A 24,074-nucleotide genomic window follows, 5' to 3' on the forward strand; every position below is an offset into this window, starting at 1 on the left:
TTCGACACCTCCAAGGTGACCGTCACCGATCCGGATACCGATGGCGATACGGTCCCAGATTCTTTGGATAAGTGCCCAGATGTTGCCGGCCCGGCTTCCAATAACGGTTGCCCTGCGTGGGGTGATGGTGATGGTAAGCCCGGTGCTGAAGTGACGCTGGAGAAGGATCCTGCTAATGGCAAGGTTCCGGATACTGCATCATGTGAGGCGACTGGTGGTGCTACCTGCACCATTGGCCCGGATGGCAACGTCGTCGTCAAGGTTCCGGAAGATTCTGTCCCCGGTACTGAAATTCCGGTGACCATTAAGGATGGCGACACGACCCTGGACACCTCCAAGGTGACTGTTGTTCCCGCGAACAACCCGATCTGGAACGACACAACTACCAAGCCGTCTGTACCGGCCGAGCTGCCCAATGAGGGTGGCCCTGTCCCGGCAGGCTCCACGGTTGAGGTGACCGGTCCGGGTACCGCAACCCTGAACGAAGACGGCTCGATTACCGTCACTCCGAACGCGAACGCCAAGGATAAGGACCAGATTGTCGTCAAGGTTAAGGACCCGAACGGTAAGGATCTTGACTCCGCTACCGTGACCATTGTTGACCCCGACACCGACGGCGACAATGTCCCCAACGGTAAGGATCAGTGCCCGACCATTGCTGGGCCGGCTTCCAATAACGGTTGCCCGGCGTGGAACGACGGCGAGGGCAAGCCCGGTGCGGATGTGACGCTGGAGAAGGATCCGGCTAACGGTCCGATCCCGTCCTCGGCCACCTGCGAAGCAACCGGTGGCGCCACCTGCACTATTGGCGGGGATGGCAATATCGTCGTCAAGGTTCCTGGGAATGCGAAGGATAAGGACGAGATTACTGTCACGATCAAGGATGGTGACAAGGTTCTTGATACCTCCAAGGTGACCGTCACCGATCCGGATACCGATGGCGATACTGTCCCGGATGCGCTTGATCAGTGCCCGGATGTTGCCGGCCCGGCTTCTAATAACGGTTGCCCTGCGTGGGGTGATGGTGATGGTAAGCCCGGCACTGATGTGACGTTGGAGAAGGATCCGGCTAATGGTCCGATTCCGGATACTGCGTCGTGTGAAGCAACCGGTGGTGCTACCTGCACTATTGGCGCCGATGGCAACGTCGTCGTCAAGGTTCCTGGTGACGCGACCCCTGGAACTGAAATCACAGTAACCATTAAGGACGGCGATAAGACGCTCGATACCTCTAAGGTAACGGTTACTGAGCCGGACAAGCCCGTGTGGAACGACGGAAACAGTAAGCCGGGTGTTCCAGTTGACCTTCCTAATACCGGCGGGCCGGTACCCGACGGCACCACGGTGGAAGTGAACGGTCCTGGCACCGCGACCCTCAATCCCGATGGTTCAATCACGGTTACTCCGAATCCGGACGCTAAGGATAAGGACGAAGTTGTCGTCACGGTCAAGGATCGCGATGGCAAGGAACTCGATACCGTGACCGTGACTGTCACCGATCCTGATAGCGATGGGGATGGCCTGACCGATTCTGAAGAAGAAAAGATCGGAACCGATCCCAACAACCCGGATACTGACGGCGATGGCATCAACGACGGGGACGAGGTCAATGGCACCAAGAACCCGTTCAAGGACGATAAGTTCAATAAGGACGGTAAGCCTGGTAACACTGACCCGCTCAACCCTGACACTGATGGTGATGGTCTCACTGATGGTGATGAGGTGACGGGCGCGAAGAATGGTGGCAAGCCGACTAACCCGAATAAGGCCGATACCGATGGTGACGGTATTAACGATGGTGACGAGATCAAGAACGGCACCGACCCGTTGAACCCGAACGATCCGGGTAAGCCTGCGCCGAAGACTAAGAAGGTCAAGAAGACTCTTCAGGTCACTGGTGCAACGAGCGTTGGTCTTGCTGGTACGGCGGCATTCTTGCTGCTTGCCGGTGGGCTCGTGGTGACGCGGCGCCGTAAGGCATAAGTGCTGAACTGATCGCGTAACGCAAGAGAGGGGCTGGCAGACGAACCTTCACAAGGACAGTCTGCCAGCCCCTCATCTATGTACAAATCCGCTCACTCAATGGTTCTGAACGGCGGATTTCCCTAGAAAATTTAGGCAGTCACGCGGATATGCGAGGTGCCGTCGTCTTGCGGGATAACGGAGATGCGTTCGCTGATCATCTGTTTCATTTCCGAGACGTGGGAGACAACCCCTACGGTGCGCCCGTTTTTCCCTAGGCCGTGCAACACTCCCATGACCTGATCGAGCGCTCCATCTGAAAGCGAGCCGAATCCTTCGTCAATGAGGAGGGTATCGAGGTGGATCCCTCCGTTTTCCGCGCGCACCACTTCCGCTAAAGCGAGTGCCAGGGAGATGGACACATAGAATGTTTCGCCTCCCGAGAGTGTGCGAACGGAACGTTGGACCGGTTCGGGGCCGGCGTGGTCGATAACAGCCAAGCCGAGGCCGGTTTTCGACTGGTGACTGCCCTTCTCCTTTTCGTCCGTTCGGATGAGTTCAAAACGCCCGAGGGAAATATCCGCGAGCTGCTCATTAGCAACATCAACAACTTGCTCGAAACGGTGTTGCAGCACGAAGGTTTCCAAGGGAACCTTCGTTACTGATTCGGGGCCCGCGGTAGCCAAGGAAGCTAAACGCACAACCGCCCCGGAATGCTCACGCACCTCCCGCCATGCCTGAAGATCCCGCTGTGCGACGCGTAAGCGGTCCCCGCCGGAGCGGGCCTGGTTCTCCGCCCGAGTGGCTCGCGCCCGCGCTTCTTGCGAAGCGCCGCGTGCTAACGCGCTGGCTTCGGCAGCCCCCGCGACGTCAGCCTGAGCATCCTCGGGAAGTTCCGCGAGTTCCGGTTCGGCGAGCTCGCGTTTCACATCGCGGCATTCCTCATCAAAAGCGGTGATGGAATCTTGGAGCTGTGCCTCTTCCACTTTGCTGAGCACGGCAGCCTTTACCGCCTGGGCATCCGCGAACTCAGTGCCGGCCAGAGCCGCAGCGAGCTCATCACCGCGAGCCTGTTCATCTTCACGTGCTGCGAGCACCCCACTCGCGGCGGTGGTCCAGGCATCCTGGGCTTCGCGTAGTGCATCAAGAGCCGTGCGGCGCGCTGCGATAGAAGAAAAGCCGGCGTATTCCGCACTGAGGCGAGTGAGCTGGGTGCTGATATCACGTGCGAGAGAGGTGTTTTCAGCCTCTAATTGCGCCACTTCGGTGCGCAATTGCTCTAGGTCGGTTTCCCGCGTGTGGGCTTCCTCGGCAAGCTGCGCCAGCCGCTTCTCCAAGTTCGCAACGTGCAACGCTCCCTGCTGCGCCGCACTCACATCAGCACGGGCAGCAGCTAATTCCGTGCTGGCCGCCTCCGTGGTGGCATCCCCGGCCACGGCGCGTTGTTCAGCAAGCTGAGCTTTTATTTTCTCCACATGAGCTAGGCAGGTGCTGTAGTGTTCTCGGGCGGTGCTGGCAGCTGCCTGGGCAGCCTTCACCTGCGCGGCAGTGGCACGCACCGCTTCGGGCGGGGCGGGCGCCGGGTGAGTACAGGATCCGCACACCGGGCAGGGCTCATTCTCACGCAGCTGCCCCGCTAATTCACCTGCGGTGGACTGCACCCACGCATCGGTGATTTCCCTGGCGGAGCTTTCCTTTTCCTGAACCTGGGTGAGAGCATCTGCCAGCGCAGCACGGGCTTCTGCTTCCGCTTTTTCGCTGGCGGCCACCCGCTCCAATACCTCAAGGAGTTCCGTGGCGCTGCGCACCCGCTGCGCGGCAGCAGCCTCACCGCTGGCGGTGGTGCGGGCAGTATCGAGCTTGCCCTCTACTTCCTCGCGTTCAGCTGTGGCGGTAGTGGCTTCCTCACGCAGTTTTTCCGCCGCGCGCTGGCGCTCGGCGAGCTGTTCGGTAGCGCGGGCAGCTTCCTGCTGTTTGGTCTCTACCTCTTTTTCCGAGCGCTCCAATTCGGTCAGGCGCCCGCTAGCTTCGCTCAGCTCGGTGACCAGACGGCGCCCGGATTCCACCCCGGCAGGGCTGAGATCAGTGACGGGGCCGTGTTTGCCCCCGGTGCCCGTGCCGACTTCTGCGAAAACAGCCACGAGGCGGGCTTGGGCTTCTGTGCAGGCAACGGCACAATCGCGCCTCTCTTGGAGAGCCCGATCAAGGGCATGCACATGTGGCAGGAGCGGGGCGGCGGCGCGGTGGGCAGCGAGGCGGACACGTTCCGCTGTGATAGCGGCTTCGCGTTCCTGGAGCTGGCCGGCCCGGGCGCGCAGATCCCGGCGGCGTTCAATGCGGGCAGCCAGGGTGCGTTGTGCGTTTTCAGCTTCCCGAGCCCGTTCGAACGCGGCCTCGGCTTTTTCAGCCTGGGCGAGTGCCTCGCTAGCACGCCCAGCGGTGGTAGCGAGTGCCTGGTCGAGGCCAGAAACAACCGCTTCGCCTTCAGCTGGTAGATCCACGCCTTGAGCGGCGGCGGTAAGGGACTCGCTTTCCTCAGGGGGTAGCTCTAAGGCGGTCGCGGTATTGGAGACGGCCCGCACGAAGGTTTCCTGAGCGTTTGCGATAGCTCCGCGTGCCGCACGGGCGTGATCTGTGAGCCACTGGGTGACGGAGCCAAATACCCGGGTATCGAAAATTTGGGTGAGCAGCTTGGTGCGCTCTTGGCTTTCCAGCCGCAGAAATTCGGCGAACTTTCCTTGCGGAAGCACGATAGTTTGCAAGAACTGTTCTGCATTGAGGCCGAGGAGGTTGCTGATATACACCCCGACATCGCGGGCTTTGGTGGCAATCGGAGTTCCGCCATCTATATCCCCGAGGTCCACCGCCGTTTCGGAGAGTTTCCATAATTTCGCGGTGGCTGCGGTGGGTGAGGAATTTCCCGGTTTGGTGAAGCTCGGGGTGCGCCGCACCCGGAATGTGCCCGCTTCGATGGTGAAAATAACGTCCGCGTAGCTGGTGGTGGAGGGATCAACATACGTGGAGCGCAGGCGCTCGGTTGAGCTTTCTTTCCCGCCCGCGACAGTACCGAAAAGCCCGAAAACGACGGCGTCAATAATGGTTGATTTGCCAGCTCCGGTGGGCCCTTCCACCAGGAAAAGCCCGGATGCTCCCAGGGCGTCAAAATCAATAACTTCCCGCCCCGCGAAGGAGCCGATACCTTGAAGTTCTAAGCGGCGCAGCTGCATGAGGCCCTACTCCTTCTCCCCGGTGCGGACGGCTTCCCATGCCGCCACCATGACCTGGTTTTCTTCTTCTGTGAGATCCCGGTGCCCGCTTTCCGTCATGAATTGGCGCAGCACACTCAGGGCATCAAGGCGGCGGGTATCCGCTGTGCTGTGGCGGGTGGCGGCCGGATCCACCACGTGGCGAATTTCCAAAGCGTGCGGGAAAGCGGCCCGTACCCGGGTGGTGAGATCTGCCGGACGGGCCGGATCGGTTACCAGAATACGCGCGAATTTATCCCGATTATCACGGTGTGCGGGGCTGAGTACCTCAGCTAGCGGCGCTTCGATGGTGACGATGGGGCGCCATACCGGAGCTGGAATGAGTTCTTCTTCCACCAGGGCGCCGCCTTCAAAGGTGAGAAGAACAGAAGATTTGGGCCGGGTTTCCGAGAAAGAAAAAGCGATGGGCGAACCCGAGTATCGCATAGGCGGCAGCCCGCTAGCTTCACGCGTGCCCGGTTCTGGCGCACCGCCCACTCGCTGCGGGGAATGCAGGTGGCCCAGTGCCACGTAGCTCAGGCCCGCCGTGGCGCTTGCCTCTGCGCCTCCCAGGGCGAAAAGCGCGGCGGGAACAACTTCCACTCCGCCTACCGAAATATCGCGTTCGGATTCACTGGCTGCCCCGCCGGCAACGAAAGCGTGTGCCATAGCGATGCGTGCCACCGGCTTGCCAGCGTGCGGACCGTGCTGAATATCCGCGGCAATACGCTCCAAAGCTGCGTGCATGACCGCGGCGTGTGAACGCTCCAGCAGCTCTGCGCCATCGGCGCGATCAACATGATCGACACGATCCGCATTATCCGCGCTTTCCGAATGATCCGCACTGGCATGACCAGCGTGACCAGCGTGCGCATCACCGCCCGCCAGGCGGCGGCGTTCCACATCGGGATCCAAATAGGGGATGGGGTAGACCAGCGCTCCAAGATTACCGGCGCGATCACGCACTTCTATCGGTTGGGCGCAGCGCAGCGGATCGGTGCGAATGACAATGCGCTCCTGGAAAAGCTCCGCCCCGAATCCCAGGCGCTGCGGGGAATCATGGTTCCCGGAGATCAAAATGACCGTGGTGAGTTGCGCGAGCCGGCGCAGGGTGCGCGAAAAAAGCTCAACCATGGGAGCGGGTGGGACGCTGCGATCATAGACATCCCCGCTAATCAGAAGGGCATCTACGCCGCGTTCCCGCACGGTATCCACCACGTGATCCACCCACATTTCAAAGGCGGGAGTGAGATCCGCCCGGTGCAGGGTGCGCCCGAGGTGCCAATCGGAGGTGTGCAAGATCTTCATGGCTTCAGCCTACTGTGGGGCTACGACAAAAATTTTGGCCCGATGGAGTTCTTGCTCGCGGAGCGCACCGGCTCACGGAATGCACCGGCCCGCGGAATGCCCGGTGCACCGCACCCCGCTTTATGCTTCCGCCTGGCCTCCATTGACCGGGTCCTTATCCGACCACGGGAAGGCAATCCACGCGTCGGTGTGCAGATAGGCGTAATCGGGTTTGAGCACCGAGCGCGACTTTTCATAGAGGACCGCCACGCGAATCTCAGTGGCGTACTCTTCGCAGAGTTCCTTCACGAAGCGTAAGGTACGCCCTGAGTCAGCGACGTCGTCGACAATTAAAACCCTTTTGCCGGCCATTCCACGCACGTCACCGGACGGTTCCACCAGGCGCGGATCTTTGAGCGTGACGCCGATGCCGGTGTAAAACTCGACGTTGAGGACGAGCATGCTCTTGAGGTCTAAAGCGTAGGCAATTGCGCCGGCGGGAAGCAGTCCGCCGCGGGCCACGCTCACGATAATCTCTGGGCGGTAGCCGGAATCCCAGATGTCGCGGGCGAGTTCGCGGGTGACCTCGCCGAAACGGTCCCAGGTGAGAACCTCGCGCGCGGGCGTGTTGGCGGGCGCATGCGTGGGTGCGTTCACGGGCACATTCACGGGCACATTCGTGGGCGCACTACCGGGCGCACTACCGGGCGCGCTGCCGGGAAGACCCTCGTTCTCGATCAACGGCTCGGCCTTATCACTGCTTCCCACGGCTCCTCCTTCGCTTAGTTCCGGCTACCCGGCTGCACATGTGTCTCATTAATAATTGCTTGGGCGGCGGCGTGCAACTTTCCGTTGGTGACCAGTGCGCTTCCCCACCACGGCCCCGGCTTGCCCTCCAGCGAAGTGAAGGTTCCCCCGGCCTCTTCCACGATCGGCACCAGCGCCGCCATATCGTAAACGTCAAGGCCCGGCTGCGCGGCAATATCGAAAGCCCCCTCGGCCAGCAGCATGTAGGGCCAGAAAGCCCCGTAGGCGCGGGTGCCCCAGGTGGCGCGGGCGAAAGCAATGAGGGTGGCCATGCGCCCGGTTTCGTCCCAGCTTGAGAGGGAAGAAAAACCGAAAGCGGCCCGGTCCATCCGGTCAATATCGGAGACGCGCAGGCGCTGGGGTTCGCCCCCGTTTTCACTCAGCCACGCCCCGCCGCCGCGGCTCGCCCACCAGCGCCGCCCGAGCGCGGGCGCGGAAGCCATACCGGCCACCATCTGGCCGTTTTCTTCCACGCCGATGAGGGTGGCCCACACCGGGTTGTGGCGCACGTAGTTGCGGGTGCCGTCAATCGGGTCGATAATCCAGCGCCGCGGGGCGTGCTCCAGGCTGCCGCCCTCTTCCTCCCCGTACACGGCATCCCCGGGGAAATCCCGCTCCAGATACTCGCGGATAAGTCGCTCGGCCGCCCGATCCGCATCGGATACCGGCGAATTATCGGGCTTCGTATCCACGGTCAGGCGGCGGCGTTCATAACGCTCCAGGGTGAGGGCGTCCACGGCATCCGCAACGGTGTGCAGAAAAGCGATGGTGGAGCTGGCATTGAGCATTTCGCGACCGTCGAACGCGGCGGGCGTGGTAGTCGCGTCAGACCCGGTGTGAGCATCCATTTATTTCTCCCATTCTTCGAAGCCGCGCGAGGCGAGCACGCGGCGCAATGAACTCACCCGCTCGCGCAGGCGTGGATCGGTGAGGCTATCGAGGGCGCATTCGGGTTCGGTGGCTTCGTGGCTGCACCCGCGCGGGCATTCCAGCGCGGTTTCTTCCAGGTCGGGGAAGCCGCGGAGGATATCTGCGGCATCCAGATGAGCCAGCCCGAAGCTGCGCACCCCCGGCGTATCAATGAGTTGCCCGCCGCCGGGCAGCGGAAAGGCGATAGCGGAGGTGGAGGTGTGCCGGCCTTTCCCGGTCACCTCGTTGACGTGCCCGGTTTCGCGCGCGGCGGCCGGCACCAGCGCATTGAGCAGGGTGGATTTGCCCACTCCGGAATGCCCCACGAGCACCGTGGTGCGCCCGCGCAGCGCCGCGCGCACGGCCTCCAAGCCCGAGTGCGTGGTTGCGTTCTGAGGTGCGGGAAGTGCGTCCACGTCCGATTGCGTGGCAGATTCGCCAGGCGCGGGCACCGTGTCAGAACCCGCTTGCGTGCCCGCGTCCCCGGCTGCGGGAGCTGCGCCGTCGTACCCCAAAGCCGTTGCGAGAATCGGGACCCCGAGCGGTTCGTAATACGCACGCAAGGCGTCGGGGCGCGCCAGATCCGCTTTGGTGAGGATGAGGAGCGGATCCATGCCGGCGTCGCGCGCGGCCACCAGGCAGCGGTCGATCATGCCGCGCCGCGGTTCGGGTTGCGCGAGGGCCGCCACAATCGCCATCTGGTCCGCGTTCGCCACGATGGTGCGTTCGCGTTCGTTGCCTTCGTCCGTGGAACGCGTGAGTTGCGAGCTGCGGTCCTCGATAAAAACGATGCGGGCCAGGGTGTCCTTGCGCCCGGAAAGGTCACCGGTCAGGCGTACTTTATCTCCAACAACGACGGCGCCCCGGCCCAATTCCCGCGCTTTGACCGCAATGACGCGGGTGCCTTCGTTCATGAGCACGGTGTAACGCCCGCGGTCGATGGTGATGACCTGGCCGAGGGGCCGGTCGGAGTAATCGGGCCGAATCTTCGTGCGCGGCCGCGAGCCCTTTCCGGGCCGCACTCGCACGCGGGGATCGTCGGTGCCGATATCCCTCATCGGTCCACCAGGTCTGTCCACATCTGGGCGAAACGCGGCATGGTTTTCCCGGTGGTCGCAATATTTTCCACCCGCAGCCCGGGGATGCGCAGGCCGAGGATCGCCCCGAAAGTTGCCATGCGGTGGTCTTCGTAGCTGCGGATAATCGGGCTGTTTGGCGTAGGTACTGCAGCCGCCGGCGTGATGATAATGTCATCGCCTTCTTCGCGGGCGGGAATTCCCACGCCGCTCAGCTCCGCGGTGATCGCAGCCAGCCGGTTGGTTTCGTGCCCGCGCAGCTGCCCGATATTGCGCAGCGCGCTCGGGCCGGTGGCGAAGGCCGCCACCGCGGCAATCGTGGGCGTGAGCTCCCCAACATCGCTAAGATCCGCATCGAGGGGTACAATATCCCGCGGCCCGGTCAGCTCAAGCACACCGCCATCGCGCAGTTGGGCGCGCGCCCCCATCGCCGTGAAAATATCGACGATTTGCGCGCCGGGCTGGGTGGTATGCTCCGGCCAGCGCGGAATTTCCACGGTCCCACCCGTGACCATAGCGGCGGCCAGGAAAGGCGAAGCATTGGAAAGATCCGGTTCCAGCACCACTGTGCCCAGCTGCGGGATGCCCGGATGCACGTGCCATTCCACCGCCGGGTGTTCGCGATCCGCGGGCGCTCCGCCGGCCGCGAATTCTTCCACGTGAATACCGGCCCGGCGTAGCACGTCCACCGTCATGGCCAGGTGGAAAGCGGAAGGAACCTTCGGCCCCACCGAACGCAACACTAGCCCGCCCTCGCAGCGCGGGCCGGCCAGCAGCAGCGCGGAAATAAATTGCGAGGAGGCGGAAGAATCAATTTCCACGGTTCCGCCGGCCAGGCGCCCCTGGCCGTGCACCCGCACCGGGAGGACCGCACGCCCGGCGCTATCGCTGGCGGCATCAACCTCCACTCCCAGATCACGAAGAGCCCGCACCACCGGGTCCATAGGGCGCACGCGGGCGGCGTCGTCGCCATCAATCACAACCTCACCACGCGCGAACGCGGCCACGGGCGGGACGAAACGCATGACCGTTCCCGCGAGCCCCGCGTCAATAGTGGCGCCGTGGAGCGGTGCGGGGGAAATATCGAGGACGCCCTCAGCTTCGGTTGTACCGCGCTGCCAGGCGACCCCCACGCCCATGCTCGCGAGGGCGCGGGCCATGAGCTCGGTATCGCGGGCGCGCAGGGGCGCGAGGATTCGGCCCGTGGTGCCGGGCCCGCCCAGCGCGGCGGTAATAAGGAAGCGTGCCATGAGTGATTTGGACCCGGGAACGGCCACGCTGCCGCGCACGGGGGAGGGGTGGAAGGGTGCTGGCCACAGGTCAGTCATTTAGGAACGCTTCGCCTCTCTGATTTGTTCGCGTGCGTGAGCGCGCACATCCGCGAGCTCATTGCGCTGATCGCGCCATTCGGAAACACGGTACCCCAGGGAAGGCTTGCCCTTGCGATCCGTCCACGCCAGTGCGGCGCCGCCGGCCAGCCCGAGCGCGCCGAGCAGCCCGCCCAGCACCTCGCGCCGCTCGCTCTTCTCCGCCGCCCACACCGGGTGATTGGCCAGGGCCACCGGGATTTGGGTGAGGGCGAGAGCCGCGCCGGATAGGCGCTGGAATTTGCCGATGGAAAGGAATGCCCCGCCGATGAGCTGGACGGCGCCCAGCGCGCGGGTGAGAGTGGTGGTGTCAACGGATTCGAGATCAACCCCGGCCATTCCGGCCAGGCCGGCGATGTTCTCAGCCCGTTCCTGGTGGTCCTCGGGGTGGCGTACCGTGGACAACCCCTGTGCAATAAAGGGCGCGGCAAGCAGGGGCCGCGCGAGGAATCGAATCATACCCATACCTATATTGTTACACTAAATCGGGGAATATACCCGTGTTTTCCGGGCGTTATACCCATGTCAGTCCAGCAGACGGACTAGGCTAGACCATGATGAGCACAGACCTAATGAGAAGCGCCCCCGATGAAACCGCAGCCGAACGCGCCGCGCGGTTCGAACGGGATGCTCTTCCGTATCTCGACCAGCTATACGGGGCCGCGATGCGCCTCACGCGCAATCCCACCGACGCCGAAGATTTGGTTCAGGAGGCCTACGCCAAAGCCTTCTCGGCCTTCCACCAGTACCGGCCGGGCACGAATTTGAAGGCGTGGCTCTACCGCATCCTCAATAACACCTTTATTTCTAATTACCGCAAGGCGCAGCGCCAGCCCAAGCAGGCTGACTCCTCGGAGGTGGAGGATTGGCAGGAATATCGGGCGGCTTCGCATGCTTCCTCGGGGATGATGTCCGCGGAAGCGGAGGCCTTGGAAAATCTGCCGCAATCGGAAATTCGCGATGCTTTGAGCGCGCTGCCGGAAGACCGCCGCATGGCTGTCTACCTGGCGGATATTGAAGGCTTCTCCTACCAGGAGATCGCGGACATCATGGAAACACCGATCGGAACGGTGATGTCCCGTCTGCATCGCGGGCGTAAGCAGCTGCGGGAATTGCTCGCGGATTACGCGCGTGAACTCGGCTATGGGAAGAAGGAGAAGAAGTGAGCGGTGAGGATAGGTTGCAGCGCGGGGTAGAAGACTCGTTCCGGAACCGCGGAATTGAATTAGATAGCGCCGCGGGGGAGTGTTCCTGCCGGGATATTACTGATTATCTTTTCGAGTATCTGGATCACCAGCTTTCCGCGGTGCAAAGCGAGCGTTTGCAGGCCCATATTTCGGGGTGCTCGCGGTGTACGGAACGGGCGGAAGCGGAAACCCACGTGCGCGATATTTTGCGAGCCTCGTGCCGGGAAGTCGCGCCGGCGACGCTGCGGGTGCGCATCGCCCAGCAGATTTCGGTGTATCGGCGTACTACTCGCGATTTCGGGTAGCGCGCGTTACGCTTCGCGCGGGCGCCGCGACGGTTGTTGCGCGCGCCGTTTCGGGTAGTTTCGCCACATTGTGCCGGTTTTATTTACCTGACCGGTCGCCCTTGGTAAGCTAATGTGGTTGCTCGTTTACGAGCTGAGAAAACGTGACGTGAGGAGAGAACATGAGCCAGCGTGGTCGTAAGCGCAAGGATCGCCGCAAGAAGAAGGCGAACCACGGCAAGCGCCCCAATTCCTAAAGTGGTGTGCTCGCTGTTGCGAGAAGCGTAGAGGGTCCGGTTTTCCGGGCCCTTTATTTTTACGACGACGCCGCTAGCTGGCGGGATGGGATTTGGCGGGGTATGCCGCCGCTCGACTCGATCCGACTCGATTCGAGACCCCAGTGTTCCCAAGAATCACAGGAGTCACATGAATCTCAGCGGGGAGGGGGTATGTTTTCACGGATGTACTTCATATGTAACACAGACGCAGTACACCTCGGAAAGCACCCCCATTCCAGCCACTTTTGCGCCCGAGCTAAGCGACAATCCATAGTGACAAAAATGTCACTATGCATGTCACTATGCAGAGAAAGGTGGCGCTCACGGTGAGGGTTCGCGGGATGCCAGTTCCAGAAAATACGCCTGTGAACTGGTGAAATGATGCGCGGGTGCTGGCCGGTGTATGGCCGTATTCCATAGTGACAAAAATGTCACTATGCATGTCACTATGCAAGCCGGAACGGCGTTTGTGGCCGGTCCTGGGGAGCTGTTGGCTTTGGGGTACTGGCTTGTCAACTGGTGAAATAGCGGGAAATGCGTCGTCGTATCCACAGTGGTATTCCATAGTGACAAAAATGTCACTATGCAGAAAGTATGCAGGAGGAGAAGGCGCGATTCGCGCGGTGATCTGCAAGCGGATGCTGTGAGCCGCGGGGTGGGATCAGCCACCTCTGCCGGGAACGCCTGGTCGGTCATCTATATTTTCCTTATGGGGAAACGTGTATTGGAAACTAGTGGTGACCACGGCGTGCAGGGATCTTTGCACCGATACGGATCTGGCCGGCACAGTGTCGCGTTTCCGGGCTACCGCATCTTCGACGAGGGGCAAACCGGTGTTACCTTCGATTTGCTATTTGCCTCCTATCTGCGGGGATGTACGGATGTTGAATTGCATGACCCGTTCATCAGCTATTCGTATCAGGGGCGTAACCTCGTCGAGCTAATGGCGGTTGTGGCTCTAGTGAAGAAACCCGAAAAGCGATGCCGCTTTCGGTTGTTCACACTGAGGGCGAAGAAGGATGAGCATCACGAACTTCAGGTTCGGATGCTCGATAAGATCACGGAAAATGCCGCTGAGCAGGGCATTGACCTCGATGTGATTTTCGATTCGCGTGCGCACGACCGTTGGTTGCGTGCCGATACTGGATGGCTCATCTTCTTGGGCCGGGGCCTCGATATCTACCACAACTTCGAGGGTGGCCGCTATGCCTTCCCTACCTCGCGCCAGGAATTCCGAAAGGTTCGGGGTTTTAGCATTGCCTATTCCCTGGATAAAAAGTAAGGGAAGCCGTGGGAGAGTGGGTGGAAACGGGGGCTAGCCCCCGACCTCCGTGGATAGAGGATCAGCCCACACCGAGGAACCTCGGGCGGGCTGAACTATTGGCTCAATAATAGCACAGAAACGACTGGATTTCTCATATCCTGAAAACTCGCCGCGCTACTGTGCTATCCCTACTACTATGTGATGCATACAAGCGGTGCGAACGTACCTGCACGGCACCCGCACCGCGGTAAATGAAAGGGGGAGTGGTGGCTGATTCTCAGCTTCGTAAAGGCGTGCTTGAACTTATTGTGCTCGCCTCGCTTTCCAGGGCGCCGGCCTACGGCGGGGCGTTGCTCCAGCGCCTGGAAAATGGGGGTATGGCGGTATCGGCCGGCACCCTCTACCCGCTTCTTAACCGTCTCAAAAAGGCTGGTCACCTGGCCATTCATTGGGAGGAATCCCCGGCCGGGCCCCCGCGCAAGATCTACACGATCACCGTGGCTGGCCGCAGCTACGGGGAACGACTCGCTGGCGAATGGCGCAATCTTGCCGCCGTCGTCACATCCCATCTCACCGCCCTCACAACCGACCGAGGTGATAACAATGCCGGAGCCTAACTCGCCTACAACCCCTACGGCCCCCACCGATTCCGGGATTCCCACCGATTCGGGGGTTCCCACTGATTACGAAGTTCCCACAATCTTCGGAATCCCCGCTTCCATGGAAGCCCTGCGCTCCCGCGAAGCTCGGGCGCGTTGGTTCGAACCGGAAAATCCCCGGATTTTCGTGCCGCGCAGCTTCGGGATCGGCTGGGATATTAATATGGGCACGCTCGCGGTGCGCCTGGGAATGATCCGCCCGGATGATTCCCTCCCGGACCTGGAAGACTATATTCCTCCCCGCACCTGCCGCGCCCTCAGCATCGCGCCAGCTCTTGGCGGAGCCCTCGCCGTGGGAGCAGCCGCCCTGGTGGCCAGCCGCCACCGGCTTCTTCCCTCCGGTTTTCGCGCCAACCTGCGCCCGCGCCGCATAGTTCCGGCAGCGCGGGCGGTGGCGCCCGCTGCGCTCCTCGGGGCTGCCGGCACAGCGCTCGCGGCCTGGGGTAATCGCGAACGCATGGATGTTCCAGCTACCGCGCTCGCGGCCGGATTACAGGCCACGGCCCTCCTCTCGCTTGCAGCACAAGACCGCTACGCCAGCCACCGCCCAGCCTCGGCAGCCCTCCTGGCCGGATGCACCGCGGTGGCGCTTCCCGCGGTGGCAGCTGGCGTCGTCGTCGCCACTACGCGCGGAGCGCTACGGAATCTGGACCGTTTGCTCAAACGTAAGCACTCGGATACCCCGGCCGCACCCGCGGGCGCCGCCGGTGCCGCACACGGCGCCACAACCTCACCCGATACGAAAGAAACTGAGTAACCATGGAAGATTTTCTTGCTTTGCCCGCGGCGGCACAGATCGCCCTGGGAATCGTGGCGCTGATTCAACTCGCCCTGCTCATCACGAGCCTGGTGCTGCTGTCGCGGTGGCCGGAGCGGCAGCTCGCCGGGGTGCCGCGCCTGGGGTGGGTGGTGATTGTGCTGCTCGGCTCGCTGGTGGGGACTTTGCTGTTCCTCTTTATGTACGCGCGGGCGAACAAGTCGTTGCGGGAACGGCACGTCTGGGAGAAGCAATCCGCTGCGGCGCGGGTGCTCGGAACGCAAGCGCCCGGAACGCAGGCGGCGGCGTCCACAGCGCAAGCGCCCGCAACCCAAGCCGCCAACGCGAGCGAAACGGTGCGTGAGCTCTATGGATAAGACGTACGCGGTCCGCACCGAAAATCTCAGTAAGAATTTTGCGGGGCTCGCCGCCCTCACGGATGTCAATCTGCACGTGCCCGAGGGCTCGGTGTACGGGCTGATCGGCGGAAACGGCGCCGGGAAAACTACCACAATTAAAATTCTGTTGGGGCTTATCGCCGCCAGTTCCGGCACGGCGCGGGTGCTCGGGCATGAACGGGGCACGTTGCCGGCCGCCCCGGTGCCCGGCGTCGCCTACCTGCCGGATGTGCCCAGCCTGCCGGGGTGGATGAGCGCGCCGCAAGCCCTCGAATTTTTCGGCGAGGTATCCGGGGTGGAACGCGCGGTGGCTCGCCGCCGGGCCACCAATCTGCTCGAGCTGGTGGGTCTGACCCGCGCCCCGGGGAATATTGGCGGGTTTTCCCGCGGCATGACGCAGCGCCTGGGAATTGCATTGGCCCTGGTGGGTGCTCCGCGGCTCCTAGTGCTGGACGAACCGACGAGCGCCCTTGATCCGCTCGGCCGCGCCGATGTGCTTAATATTATTCGCGAGCTGGCCGGGCGTACCACCGTGCTTCTCACCTCGCATCTGCTCGCGGATGTGCAGCAGGTATGCGACCACGTGGGGATGCTGCATGAGGGAACGCTCCTCGCCGAAGGTCCCCTCGATGAAGTGCTCGCGCTCTACCGGCCCGAACGTGCCACGGTGCAGGTCAGTGTGGCGCGCGCGGATACCGAAGCGGCACGCACCGCCATCGCGGCGGCATGCGGGGCAGCGGGCGTGGAGGCGCAGCTTGATGTCGCCCCGCCCTCGCTCCAGCATGTATACGAATACCTCTCGCGCGGAAAGGTAAGCCAATGAGTTCTGCTGATACTCGCGCCACTGATACTCGCGTTGCGGACACTTGCGCTACGCACATCCGCACCGGCAACCGCGCGGTGCTGCGCTACGACCTGCGCCGCCTGCTGCGCGTGCCCAGCACCTGGGTGGTGCTCGGCCTGGCGCTGCTGCTCGCGGTGGTCTCCCCGCTCACGGCGCTCTACGCCCCCGATATTATTGCCGCGCTGGCCGGGCCTGATACCGCCGCGGCGCTCGGCGCGGCCATGCCCGAGCCCACCTGGATCCAGGCGCACGCGCAATGGGTGAAAAACCTCCACCAGATTTTCGGGGTGCTTTTCGTGATGCTCGGCGCCTACCAGATCGTCACCGGGATACTCGGCGGCCCGGTGGTGCTGATCGTGACGCGCTCTGTGAGCCGCACGGCCGTTTTCGCCGGGAAAATGCTGAGCACGGTGCTCCTGGTGGCCGCGGTGGCTTTCGGCGGCAGCGCGGTGGCCGGCCTCCTCACCCGTATTCTTTTCGACGACGGCGCCGTGCTTGCGCTCCTGGGAGCCGCGGCACTCTGGCTGCTCGCGATTATTTTCCTGCTTTCCGTGGTGGTCCTGGCCGCGGTGGCGACGGGAAATATGCTGGCCAGCGCCGGTATCGGTTTCGTTGCGTACCTCGTGCTGGCGTTCGGCGGCATGTGGGAGGCGGGCGCGTGCTACAGCCCGCTCGGTTTGAATGATGCGGTGGGCGCCGTGGCGAGTGGTGCTGAGGTTCCGGGCCTGTGGTGGATAGGAACGACGACGGCGCTCGCGGCCTGCGCGCTCCTCTGGCTCGCACTGCGCCTCTACCAGCGCCGCCCGCTCGGGTAAGTTGGTGTGGCCGGGGTGAGCTCGGTTTTTGGGAATCGGCTACGGCCCTCGCCCCGACTTATTCCTTTGCGTAGACTCGCGGTATGAACGTTATCCCCGTCGCCGCAGCACAGGAAAATCTGCCGGAGCTCATTGAGACGGTGAATGCACACAGCGCGCCGGTGACTATCGCGGGCCGGGGAGCCAATGCCGTTTTGTTGAGCGAGGATGACTGGCTGGCGCTCCACGAAACTCTGCGTTTAGTGAGTGTCCCCGGCTTCGCCGAATCGGTCAAGGCGGCCCGCCACGAGGGCGGCACAAGCGATCCGCTTGAATGGTAGAAGATAAGCGGCTCCCGCATTATGTTCGGTGCGGGAGCCGCTTCGCTGCCGGCTAGTCCCGGTGCTCGTTACCGTACAAAAGCACCGCTTCACTCACTCGCCCCCAGGCGTCCGGACCGAGCCGTAAGAGGCTGAATTCTTTGAGAACATGGCGCACGAAATCCTCATCAGGGAATTGGCCCCACTGGTATTCTTCTGGATACTTTTCCACTAATACGCGCGCCATATTATAAATTTCGCGCAACGGAATCTCGTTAATGCCTCGGCCGGGATAGGGGCGGTAGTAATGCCAATTCTCCGGGTAAACATCCTCAGGCCATACGAATTCTTGGCCATCGGAATCATCAACGAAAATCTGATCCTGAGGGATGAACGTATCGAGTATTTTGTTAACCTTCTCGGAGGTCCGTTGACGCCCAAACCTTTTAACAATCGCTACCCGCAAGGACTGCAAAGGAAGCGGCGCACTCTCTTCGATCATCTCCCGCACGGCTTCGCGAACTTCGGCTGTTCGCGCGGTAGACATGGGGAATTCCAGCTCCTCGCGGCTCCCCAAGGGAGATGTGTTCGGGAGAGTTAACGGTGCTGGGCATGGCGGAATATCCGCGCCCCAGTCATCAACGCTCTCGCTTAGGTGACGGACGGATTCTCCGGGTTTCGTGCCGTGTTTTTCCCAGGCTTCCCCAAAACGCCAGCGTTCCTCAGATGTATCAATGGGATTTTCCGGGGTGGCTGGCTTGAGCGCGACCCGAATTGTGCTTCGCTTCGGTTGCGGAACAGATTGCGGGGTTGGTTGCGGATCCTCCGGGGTTCCGTGTTGATCTGGCTCAGCCGCACGTTTCGCTTTCGTGTGCGTGTTGCGATGCGCCGAGGGGACTTCGCGCCAGGTGAGAGCCGATTCGGCATCCGGGTCCTGGTGGTTGCTTACCGGGGCGCGGCTGCTTTCCGGGGCTGGGGTGAGTTCCTCGCTAGGCGCGGCATCGCTATCCGCTGCTGCCGCGCGGGCGAGTTTGGCTTTGCGGCCGGCCAGCTTTTTCGCGGCCCGCTCCTGGCGTTTTTCGGCCTTCCGTTCCTCCGCCGCGTACCGTTCCTTGGCTTTCCGCGCAGAAGCATCAATGCGGTCAATGACCCCGGCCGGATCGCGCCGCAGCTCCGGGAGCCACACGCGTTCCACCGCGAGCCACCCCATCATGGAGGTCAGCAGCTGCGGAGTAATATCACGATCCGTCACGGTGGGGAGCGAACTCCATTTTTCGTCATCGAACATGACAGCCAGAAGCCACACCTTGCTACCCGGCTCGCGCACCACGATATCGAGGGTGTAGCTCGACAGGCCGTAATCACCCTCCACTTCCCAGCCGCGCTCGCGCAGCTCGTGCATGAGTCGATCACGCACCGGGTTGTCATTAATACTCAGGGCGCGGGGAAGCGCGGAACTGCCCTCCGCAGCCGAATCGGCCGGTGCGGGAGCTGCGCCGTCGTTCTGAGTACGCGCGCGGGCCCGCAGCATGTATTCACGTAAGTCCTGCATTCCGCGCGAGCGGGTGCGATTGAGGTCGATGTCTTCCGGATCGAAGGAGGTGACCACCAGAACCTCGCTGCGCGCGCGGGTAATGGCGACGTTGAAGCGGCGCTCACCGCCCTCGCGGCTGAGCGGCCCGAAATTGAGGGGAAGCGGGCCACCGGGTTCGCGCGGTGAAAATGCGGTGGAGAAAATAATGACATCGCGTTCGTCGCCCTGGACGTTTTCGAGGTTCTTGACGAAAAGCGGGTCCTTTTCCTGTTCCATCGCGGCGCGGATGAGGGGATCGCGTGAGTCTTCCAGCAGGTCAAGGATGAGGTTGCGCTGCTGGATATTGAAAGTGACAACGCCAATTGATTGGTGCGCTAATGACGGAGAATTGAGGCGCCGGTGAATATCGCGCACGATTTCTTCGGCTTCCACCCGGTTGGTTCGGAAGGTGGCCCCGCGGCTGCGGTCGAACGTTCCAGAAACGCGCCGCATACTCACGCCCGCGCCGCCGAAAAGTGCCGCGTTACCCGGCGAGGGGAAACTGGAGAGTTTGCCTTCGTAATAGGCTTCGTTGGAGAAAGCAATGAGGGATTCATCCCGCGAACGGTAGTGCCAGGAGAGCCACAGCCGCGGCAGGCCGGACTCGACCGCCTCGGAAAGAATTGACTCCAGATCGCTGACCACCGTCTCTACGAGGGGGCGATCCGGATCGTCAAGATCCTCATCGTCACCGCTGAAGGGCCCGGTTTTCCCGAACCGCGTAGGTGGCATTTGCCGGCTATCCCCGGAAATAATCACTGCTTTAGCGCGGCCGATGGCACCCATTGCTTGATCAACGGTAATTTGGCTCGCCTCATCAAAAATGACGACGTCGAAAACTACGGCAGTGGGATCTACGAACGTGGCAAGCGATGCCGGGCTAGCGAAGAAACAGGGTGTGGCTTCCAGGATCTCCTCGGTGAATTCTTCCAGCAAGGAGCGGAAACTGCGCGCCCCGCGTTTGCGATCTAGGTTGCGCCGCAGAGTCCCCACTTTCCCGTGGAGCTCCCCGGGGCGGAAGGACCGCCGCGCCATGAGGGTCGCCGGTAGCGCCTGGGTGGCTTCACCCTGGATCGTGGCGAAAGCCTCCTGGAGGCGAGTGAGATCCGAACTATTTTGTTCCGAGAGGGAAATATGGCCGCTGAAGGCGCGCATGCGTTCTTCCGCGCTGGTAGAGGCCACCCCGCGGCGGAAGGCGAGGGAGATGTCACGGTCGGGCACTTCGCCCATTTCGATTTGGTGCTGGAATTCTTCCAGGCCGTTCTTGCGCAAGATCGCGGTGGCGCGGTGCCATTCGACCGCGGCAGCTAGGGAATCACGCCCGGCTGCTGACCAGCGCGGATACCATTCTTGGAAAACACTCATCCACCGGTTTTCCGAAGGGAGCTGCAGATCGGCGGCAGTCGCCCAGGCGTCCCAGGTGGAGCTGATGATGTCGAGCGCGGCGCGAGCATCATCCAGGCTGCCGGCGCGGCGGGTGAGCTCCACCAGGGCGGGGAAGCGGGTGGAAAGCTCCAAAGAACGCTGGAGAGAATCCGCGGCCTCCGCGAGCGCTGCCGGAGCGCTCGGGTCACTAAGAGCCACACTCACGCGCTGGCGTGCACCCGGGATATTCTCTAGTTCTGTTTCCAGATCAGCTAGGGCGCGGCGCATATAGCTGAGCCGGCCGAGCGCGGCCCGGACTGTATCAGGGGAGTGCTCGCCCTCGATATCCGGTTCCCGCCCGGCGGGCAGTGCCGGAATAAGGGCTGAACGGTAGGCCGCCACGCGCTTCTTCTTCCCGAAGAAGCCGCCCTCCGCAAGCTCATCAAGCGCGCGGCTGAGTGCGGAGGTATCGCCGTACGCGAAGAATGCGGGAGAGAAAATGTCGGTGAAAAACTCCAGTTCGGGAGCTAGCCGGGAAAGCTTATCGGCAACCGTTGCGATTTTCCAGGTGGAGGAGGCCAGCTGCCGGGCCTCCTCCGGATCTAGTAGCGGTGAGGTTCCATCGAGTGCCTTGCGTACATCCGAAAGCGGAACGCTCTTGAGGGTATCGACCAGCTCCGGGTATTTCTCGCATTGCGCGGCCATGGCCGCGAGCCCGTCAAAAGCATGGATGAGGTCGGGGAGTGGGGCGTGATACGGACCCACCAGCTGCCAGGCGGACATGGCGGCCAGGTCGGTACTGCGTGCACGCACCGCGATATTGGGCAGCGCTTCATCGATAGTGGCGATAGTTGCGCGCGCATTCGGATCGGTGACGAAGCGTTGCGGAACTACCGCGACCGCTCCCTCGCCAAGATCGAGGGAGGCGGTGACGGCCGACCAGAGCGAATGCCCGGCCGCATTCATTCCGTGCACGAGCGCCGGGTAGGCGGCGAGGGGTTCGAGGCGGGAACGCAGCAGTGCCCGGGCATTATCCCAGCGGTGCATATCGTAATGAACACTCGCGTCAATCGCGCCGCGCAATTGATCCCGAATCGCCTGGGGGCGTTGCTCCCCGCCGTGTAAATCGAGAATAAAAGGTGCCAGGCCAATGCGTTCCATGCGTGTTTTGACGACGTCGAGCGCGGCCTGCTTCTCAGCTACGAATAGTACTCGTTTCCCCTGTTCCAGGAGGTGGGCGAGGATATTCGTGATGGTTTGGGATTTCCCGGTTCCCGGAGGTCCCTCCACCACGAAGCTATATCCCTGACCGGCCGCGGATACCACTCGCATCTGCGCCCCATCGGCGGGAATAGGAAGATTGAGCTCTGCCTCATTCGGTGTAATCTGTTCAATCGGCGGGAGGTCGCTCGGCTCCACGAAGCTTTCCCCGGGGCGCAGCGTCAGGTGTTCAAATACCGGAGATTCCATGAAAATATCCCAGTGATCGCGCAGATCCCGCCACATTCCGAACGTGGAGAACTTGGCGATACCCAGGTAGACATCCCGGGTCACCGTAAAGGGAAGATTCTCGCGCACCAGCGCGGCGGAAATCTCACGGAGCGCGTAGTCGATATCGAGACCGGAAGCATCAAGTTTCGGTTCGGAAAGCGCGGTGATATGCACGCCGTGTTCCTGATGGAGCCATTCCACCAGAGAATGATTGGGGGTGGCCTCAGCGCTGTTATCGGCTTGGATCGTGAAACGGGAACGGCCTGAACCGCCACCCAGCCGTACCGGGAGGAGGAAGAGCGGTGCGCTGGCATCTTTCCCGTTTTTGCTCGTATAGCGCATCGTTCCGAGCATGAGATAAAGATTGGCTGAGCCGGTTTCCTCCGCCAGCGTTTTCGTGGTGCGAGCCAAGTTCTTAAAGAATTCGGCGTAGCGGTACTCCGTTACGTGCCCGAACAGGATGCCGCGCTCGCTCAGCTCATCGCTCACCTCAGCATCGGATAAATCACTCACATCCGTAGTTCCGCGCAGGAAACGATTATCGGAAAGATCATCCTGAGCGCGCATCGTAATACGATCCCCGCGGGAAATGCGATCATCAATATCCGCCAGCATTCCAGCCCGAACTTCGAATTCCAGGACTTCTTTGGCCGGTTTGATATTGAGGAGGCGGTTGCGCAAGGTGAGGTCCAGGAGCTCACGCTTCCAGCGCTGCACCCGGGCCGGCGCCGCATCGCTGGTATCCAACGTGAGATAGTCTGCGGAATCATCCCCGGTTAACTGCTGCGCCAATTTCCCGGCAGCTCGAATAGCCGCCGCGGGAGAGTGCGCCTGCGGTGCGGACGCGGCGGCCTCGGCCTCGGCTGTAGCTGAGGCCGTGCTTGAGGCATCCGGCAGGGCAGCAGCTGGAGGGGCTTGAGTGGGAAGCGGGCGCAATCCATCCCTATGCGATTCCGCCAATCCGATGAGGGCAAGAACAGTACCGTCTGTCAGCTTGGCCTTGGTGCGATTGAGGTTATCTGGGAAGCTGAGCGCGGCGTCGTAAAAAGCGGCATCTAAAGCAAGAACCGCACCGGAACGCAAATAATTATTGATGGAGGCCGGTTCGGTAATAACCGGTTCGCGCAGGCCGTCCTCCGTGCTCGCAATACCGACGAGGGCGTGCCCCGGCACCAAAATAATTACCGGGAGCAGCCCGCAGGACTGCGCCAGGGCCGCATAGGTAAGGACCAGGTCGATGCAGGTGCCGGCTTTCGCGGTGAGAACCTCCTCCGTAGTGCGGATACGCTGGCCGGTATTTTCGAAGGACGCGGGTGGGGTGACGTAACGGATATCCTCGGCGGCTAAAACCGCGTAGACAGCCGACATGATTTGAAGCACCCGTTCGATACCGGCCTGGTAGCCCTGCACCGAGGCATCGCCGGTGGCTTCCTTGAGTAAATCGGAAACCTTGCGCACCAGCGCGGGAATCTGCGGGGCGTTGGGCTGCGCAAAAGCCGCCAGGGACTCAAAATATGCCGGAGCGTGGAACCACTCATTCGGAGCGAGGATACGTATATCGGCTCGGGCATACCCGGCCGCGGAACTCCCCTCGGTGCGCAGATGTGCTTCCAGGGTTCCGGGTTGGGATTCGGTGGCCTGTAAGAGAGGATTGCTCGGGTCGAGCCGGGTGTGCGCGAGGAAACGCGGTGCTACCGGGGCGGCCTTTCCGGGGCGGAGTTCAGGAAGGGGAACCGTGAGCTCGAAAAGCGAATCCGCGCCAATGCGAGCGGAAAGTTCCAGATGGGCTGGTTCGCTCGCCTCGCTATCCGACGTATTGGTAACGAGGATGTTTTTGATAACGGGAACCTGGTTATGGGCAAGTGCCCAGCCGGTTTTCCCGGCGTAGGAGATCTCAATGCGGAGGATTCCGGATTCCACAACAAGAACGTCGATTCCCTCAGATCCCACTCCGCTCATTCCCGCTAGTGCCCTTCCGTATGGTGTGTGCCGTGCCGTGTCCTCATTGGCAATCGGCGATATTTTCGACAATCCACCCGATATGTTACTCCGTATCTCCCCCGGGCAGGCGGGTATTTTAGTCCGCGGAACGATTCACGCGCGTCCAATATGTGAACACATCGTCTCAGAATCTGGAATTTACATTAGTGTCCAGAGTGCGCGGTTTCCCGGCGCGGCACGCGCCGGGCGTCGTCGTACTAAAAACG

The 24,074-nt window shown here is 62.0% G+C and carries 19 protein-coding genes; 11 read left to right on the forward strand and 8 right to left on the reverse strand.

The window, feature by feature from the left end:
* The coding region (locus ACRQHG_RS05460) for an Ig-like domain-containing protein (protein WP_435719700.1) at positions 1-1,983 on the forward strand (1,983 nt) is incomplete at its 5' end.
* Positions 1,984-2,114: 131 nt separating this feature from the next.
* Here the strand turns inward: ACRQHG_RS05460 and ACRQHG_RS05465 are convergent.
* From ACRQHG_RS05465 to ACRQHG_RS05495, 7 genes are all read right to left on the reverse strand, one after another.
* Positions 2,115-5,189 (reverse strand): AAA family ATPase, encoded by a 3,075-nt coding sequence (locus ACRQHG_RS05465; RefSeq protein ID WP_435719701.1) that lies wholly within the window; start codon positions 5,187-5,189, stop codon positions 2,115-2,117.
* Positions 5,190-5,195: 6 nt separating this feature from the next.
* Positions 5,196-6,515, reverse strand: coding sequence for an exonuclease SbcCD subunit D (locus tag ACRQHG_RS05470; RefSeq protein ID WP_435719702.1), 1,320 nt, complete (start codon positions 6,513-6,515; stop codon positions 5,196-5,198).
* 120 nt (positions 6,516-6,635) lie between these two features.
* Positions 6,636-7,262 carry a phosphoribosyltransferase gene (locus ACRQHG_RS05475; RefSeq protein ID WP_435719703.1) on the reverse strand — a complete coding sequence of 209 codons (627 nt, stop codon included), beginning with the start codon at positions 7,260-7,262 and terminating at the stop codon, positions 6,636-6,638.
* A 14-nt stretch (positions 7,263-7,276) separates the two neighbouring features.
* Positions 7,277-8,149, reverse strand: coding sequence for an inositol monophosphatase family protein (locus ACRQHG_RS05480; RefSeq protein ID WP_435719705.1), 873 nt, complete (start codon positions 8,147-8,149; stop codon positions 7,277-7,279).
* Positions 8,150-9,268, reverse strand: coding sequence for a ribosome small subunit-dependent GTPase A (gene rsgA, locus ACRQHG_RS05485; RefSeq protein WP_435719706.1), 1,119 nt, complete (start codon positions 9,266-9,268; stop codon positions 8,150-8,152).
* On the reverse strand, positions 9,265-10,614 hold the full coding sequence (aroA, locus tag ACRQHG_RS05490) for a 3-phosphoshikimate 1-carboxyvinyltransferase (protein WP_435719707.1): 1,350 nt from the start codon (positions 10,612-10,614) through the stop codon (positions 9,265-9,267). The genes rsgA and aroA overlap by 4 nt, the downstream gene beginning before the upstream one ends.
* The gene (locus ACRQHG_RS05495; protein WP_435719708.1) at positions 10,615-11,118 is read right to left on the reverse strand and encodes a DoxX family protein; all 504 of its coding nucleotides are present in this window, start codon (positions 11,116-11,118) and stop codon (positions 10,615-10,617) included.
* Positions 11,119-11,225: 107 nt separating this feature from the next.
* On the opposite strand from ACRQHG_RS05495, the gene ACRQHG_RS05500 reads away from it, so the two are divergent.
* The 10 genes from ACRQHG_RS05500 to ACRQHG_RS05545 all read left to right on the forward strand — a co-directional run bounded on the left by ACRQHG_RS05500 (position 11,226) and on the right by ACRQHG_RS05545 (position 17,459).
* Positions 11,226-11,819, forward strand: a complete 594-nt coding sequence (locus ACRQHG_RS05500; RefSeq protein ID WP_307886242.1) for a sigma-70 family RNA polymerase sigma factor — start codon at positions 11,226-11,228, stop codon at positions 11,817-11,819.
* Positions 11,816-12,145, forward strand: coding sequence for a mycothiol system anti-sigma-R factor (gene rsrA / locus ACRQHG_RS05505; RefSeq protein WP_026429087.1), 330 nt, complete (start codon positions 11,816-11,818; stop codon positions 12,143-12,145). Before ACRQHG_RS05500 ends, rsrA begins: the two co-directional genes overlap by 4 nt.
* Before the next feature lie 161 nt (positions 12,146-12,306).
* Positions 12,307-12,381 carry a 50S ribosomal protein bL37 gene (locus ACRQHG_RS05510; protein ID WP_096334972.1) on the forward strand — a complete coding sequence of 25 codons (75 nt, stop codon included), beginning with the start codon at positions 12,307-12,309 and terminating at the stop codon, positions 12,379-12,381.
* A 604-nt stretch (positions 12,382-12,985) separates the two neighbouring features.
* On the forward strand, positions 12,986-13,684 hold the full coding sequence (locus ACRQHG_RS05515; RefSeq protein WP_435719709.1) for an MIT C-terminal domain-containing protein: 699 nt from the start codon (positions 12,986-12,988) through the stop codon (positions 13,682-13,684).
* 248 nt (positions 13,685-13,932) lie between these two features.
* Complete coding sequence (locus ACRQHG_RS05520; protein ID WP_435719710.1) at positions 13,933-14,283, forward strand: PadR family transcriptional regulator; 351 nt, start codon at positions 13,933-13,935, stop codon at positions 14,281-14,283.
* The gene (locus ACRQHG_RS05525; protein WP_435719711.1) at positions 14,270-15,082 is read left to right on the forward strand and encodes a DUF5808 domain-containing protein; all 813 of its coding nucleotides are present in this window, start codon (positions 14,270-14,272) and stop codon (positions 15,080-15,082) included. The genes ACRQHG_RS05520 and ACRQHG_RS05525 overlap by 14 nt, the downstream gene beginning before the upstream one ends.
* Positions 15,083-15,084: 2 nt before the next feature.
* The gene (locus ACRQHG_RS05530; protein WP_435719713.1) at positions 15,085-15,459 is read left to right on the forward strand and encodes a hypothetical protein; all 375 of its coding nucleotides are present in this window, start codon (positions 15,085-15,087) and stop codon (positions 15,457-15,459) included.
* Positions 15,452-16,303, forward strand: coding sequence for an ABC transporter ATP-binding protein (locus tag ACRQHG_RS05535; RefSeq protein ID WP_435719715.1), 852 nt, complete (start codon positions 15,452-15,454; stop codon positions 16,301-16,303). Before ACRQHG_RS05530 ends, ACRQHG_RS05535 begins: the two co-directional genes overlap by 8 nt.
* The gene (locus ACRQHG_RS05540) at positions 16,300-17,139 is read left to right on the forward strand and encodes an ABC transporter permease (protein ID WP_435719717.1); all 840 of its coding nucleotides are present in this window, start codon (positions 16,300-16,302) and stop codon (positions 17,137-17,139) included. The genes ACRQHG_RS05535 and ACRQHG_RS05540 overlap by 4 nt, the downstream gene beginning before the upstream one ends.
* An 83-nt stretch (positions 17,140-17,222) precedes the next feature.
* A complete protein-coding gene (locus ACRQHG_RS05545) occupies positions 17,223-17,459 on the forward strand; it encodes a type II toxin-antitoxin system Phd/YefM family antitoxin (RefSeq protein WP_435719718.1) in 237 nt (78 codons plus the stop codon).
* Positions 17,460-17,511: 52 nt separating this feature from the next.
* Here the strand turns inward: ACRQHG_RS05545 and ACRQHG_RS05550 are convergent, their stop codons facing one another.
* The gene (locus ACRQHG_RS05550) at positions 17,512-23,817 is read right to left on the reverse strand and encodes a DUF4011 domain-containing protein (RefSeq protein ID WP_435719720.1); all 6,306 of its coding nucleotides are present in this window, start codon (positions 23,815-23,817) and stop codon (positions 17,512-17,514) included.
* Positions 23,818-24,074 lie beyond the last annotated feature (257 nt).

This window comes from Actinotignum vesiculae (assembly GCF_051267215.1).
Taxonomy (GTDB): Bacteria; Actinomycetota; Actinomycetes; order Actinomycetales; family Actinomycetaceae; genus Actinotignum; species Actinotignum schaalii.

Coding starts and splice junctions, on each gene's coding strand:
- ACRQHG_RS05500 (WP_307886242.1), top strand. CDS start 11,226: ATGAGAAGCGCCCCCGATGAAACCGCAGCCGAACGCGCCGCGCGGTTC.
- ACRQHG_RS05530 (WP_435719713.1), top strand. CDS start 15,085: ATGGAAGATTTTCTTGCTTTGCCCGCGGCGGCACAGATCGCCCTGGGA.
- ACRQHG_RS05495 (WP_435719708.1), bottom strand. CDS start 11,118: ATGGGTATGATTCGATTCCTCGCGCGGCCCCTGCTTGCCGCGCCCTTT.
- aroA (WP_435719707.1), bottom strand. CDS start 10,614: ATGACTGACCTGTGGCCAGCACCCTTCCACCCCTCCCCCGTGCGCGGC.
- ACRQHG_RS05525 (WP_435719711.1), top strand. CDS start 14,270: ATGCCGGAGCCTAACTCGCCTACAACCCCTACGGCCCCCACCGATTCC.
- ACRQHG_RS05470 (WP_435719702.1), bottom strand. CDS start 6,515: ATGAAGATCTTGCACACCTCCGATTGGCACCTCGGGCGCACCCTGCAC.
- ACRQHG_RS05545 (WP_435719718.1), top strand. CDS start 17,223: ATGAACGTTATCCCCGTCGCCGCAGCACAGGAAAATCTGCCGGAGCTC.
- ACRQHG_RS05540 (WP_435719717.1), top strand. CDS start 16,300: ATGAGTTCTGCTGATACTCGCGCCACTGATACTCGCGTTGCGGACACT.
- ACRQHG_RS05535 (WP_435719715.1), top strand. CDS start 15,452: ATGGATAAGACGTACGCGGTCCGCACCGAAAATCTCAGTAAGAATTTT.
- ACRQHG_RS05515 (WP_435719709.1), top strand. CDS start 12,986: ATGCAGAAAGTATGCAGGAGGAGAAGGCGCGATTCGCGCGGTGATCTG.
- rsgA (WP_435719706.1), bottom strand. CDS start 9,268: ATGAGGGATATCGGCACCGACGATCCCCGCGTGCGAGTGCGGCCCGGA.
- ACRQHG_RS05480 (WP_435719705.1), bottom strand. CDS start 8,149: ATGGATGCTCACACCGGGTCTGACGCGACTACCACGCCCGCCGCGTTC.
- ACRQHG_RS05465 (WP_435719701.1), bottom strand. CDS start 5,189: ATGCAGCTGCGCCGCTTAGAACTTCAAGGTATCGGCTCCTTCGCGGGG.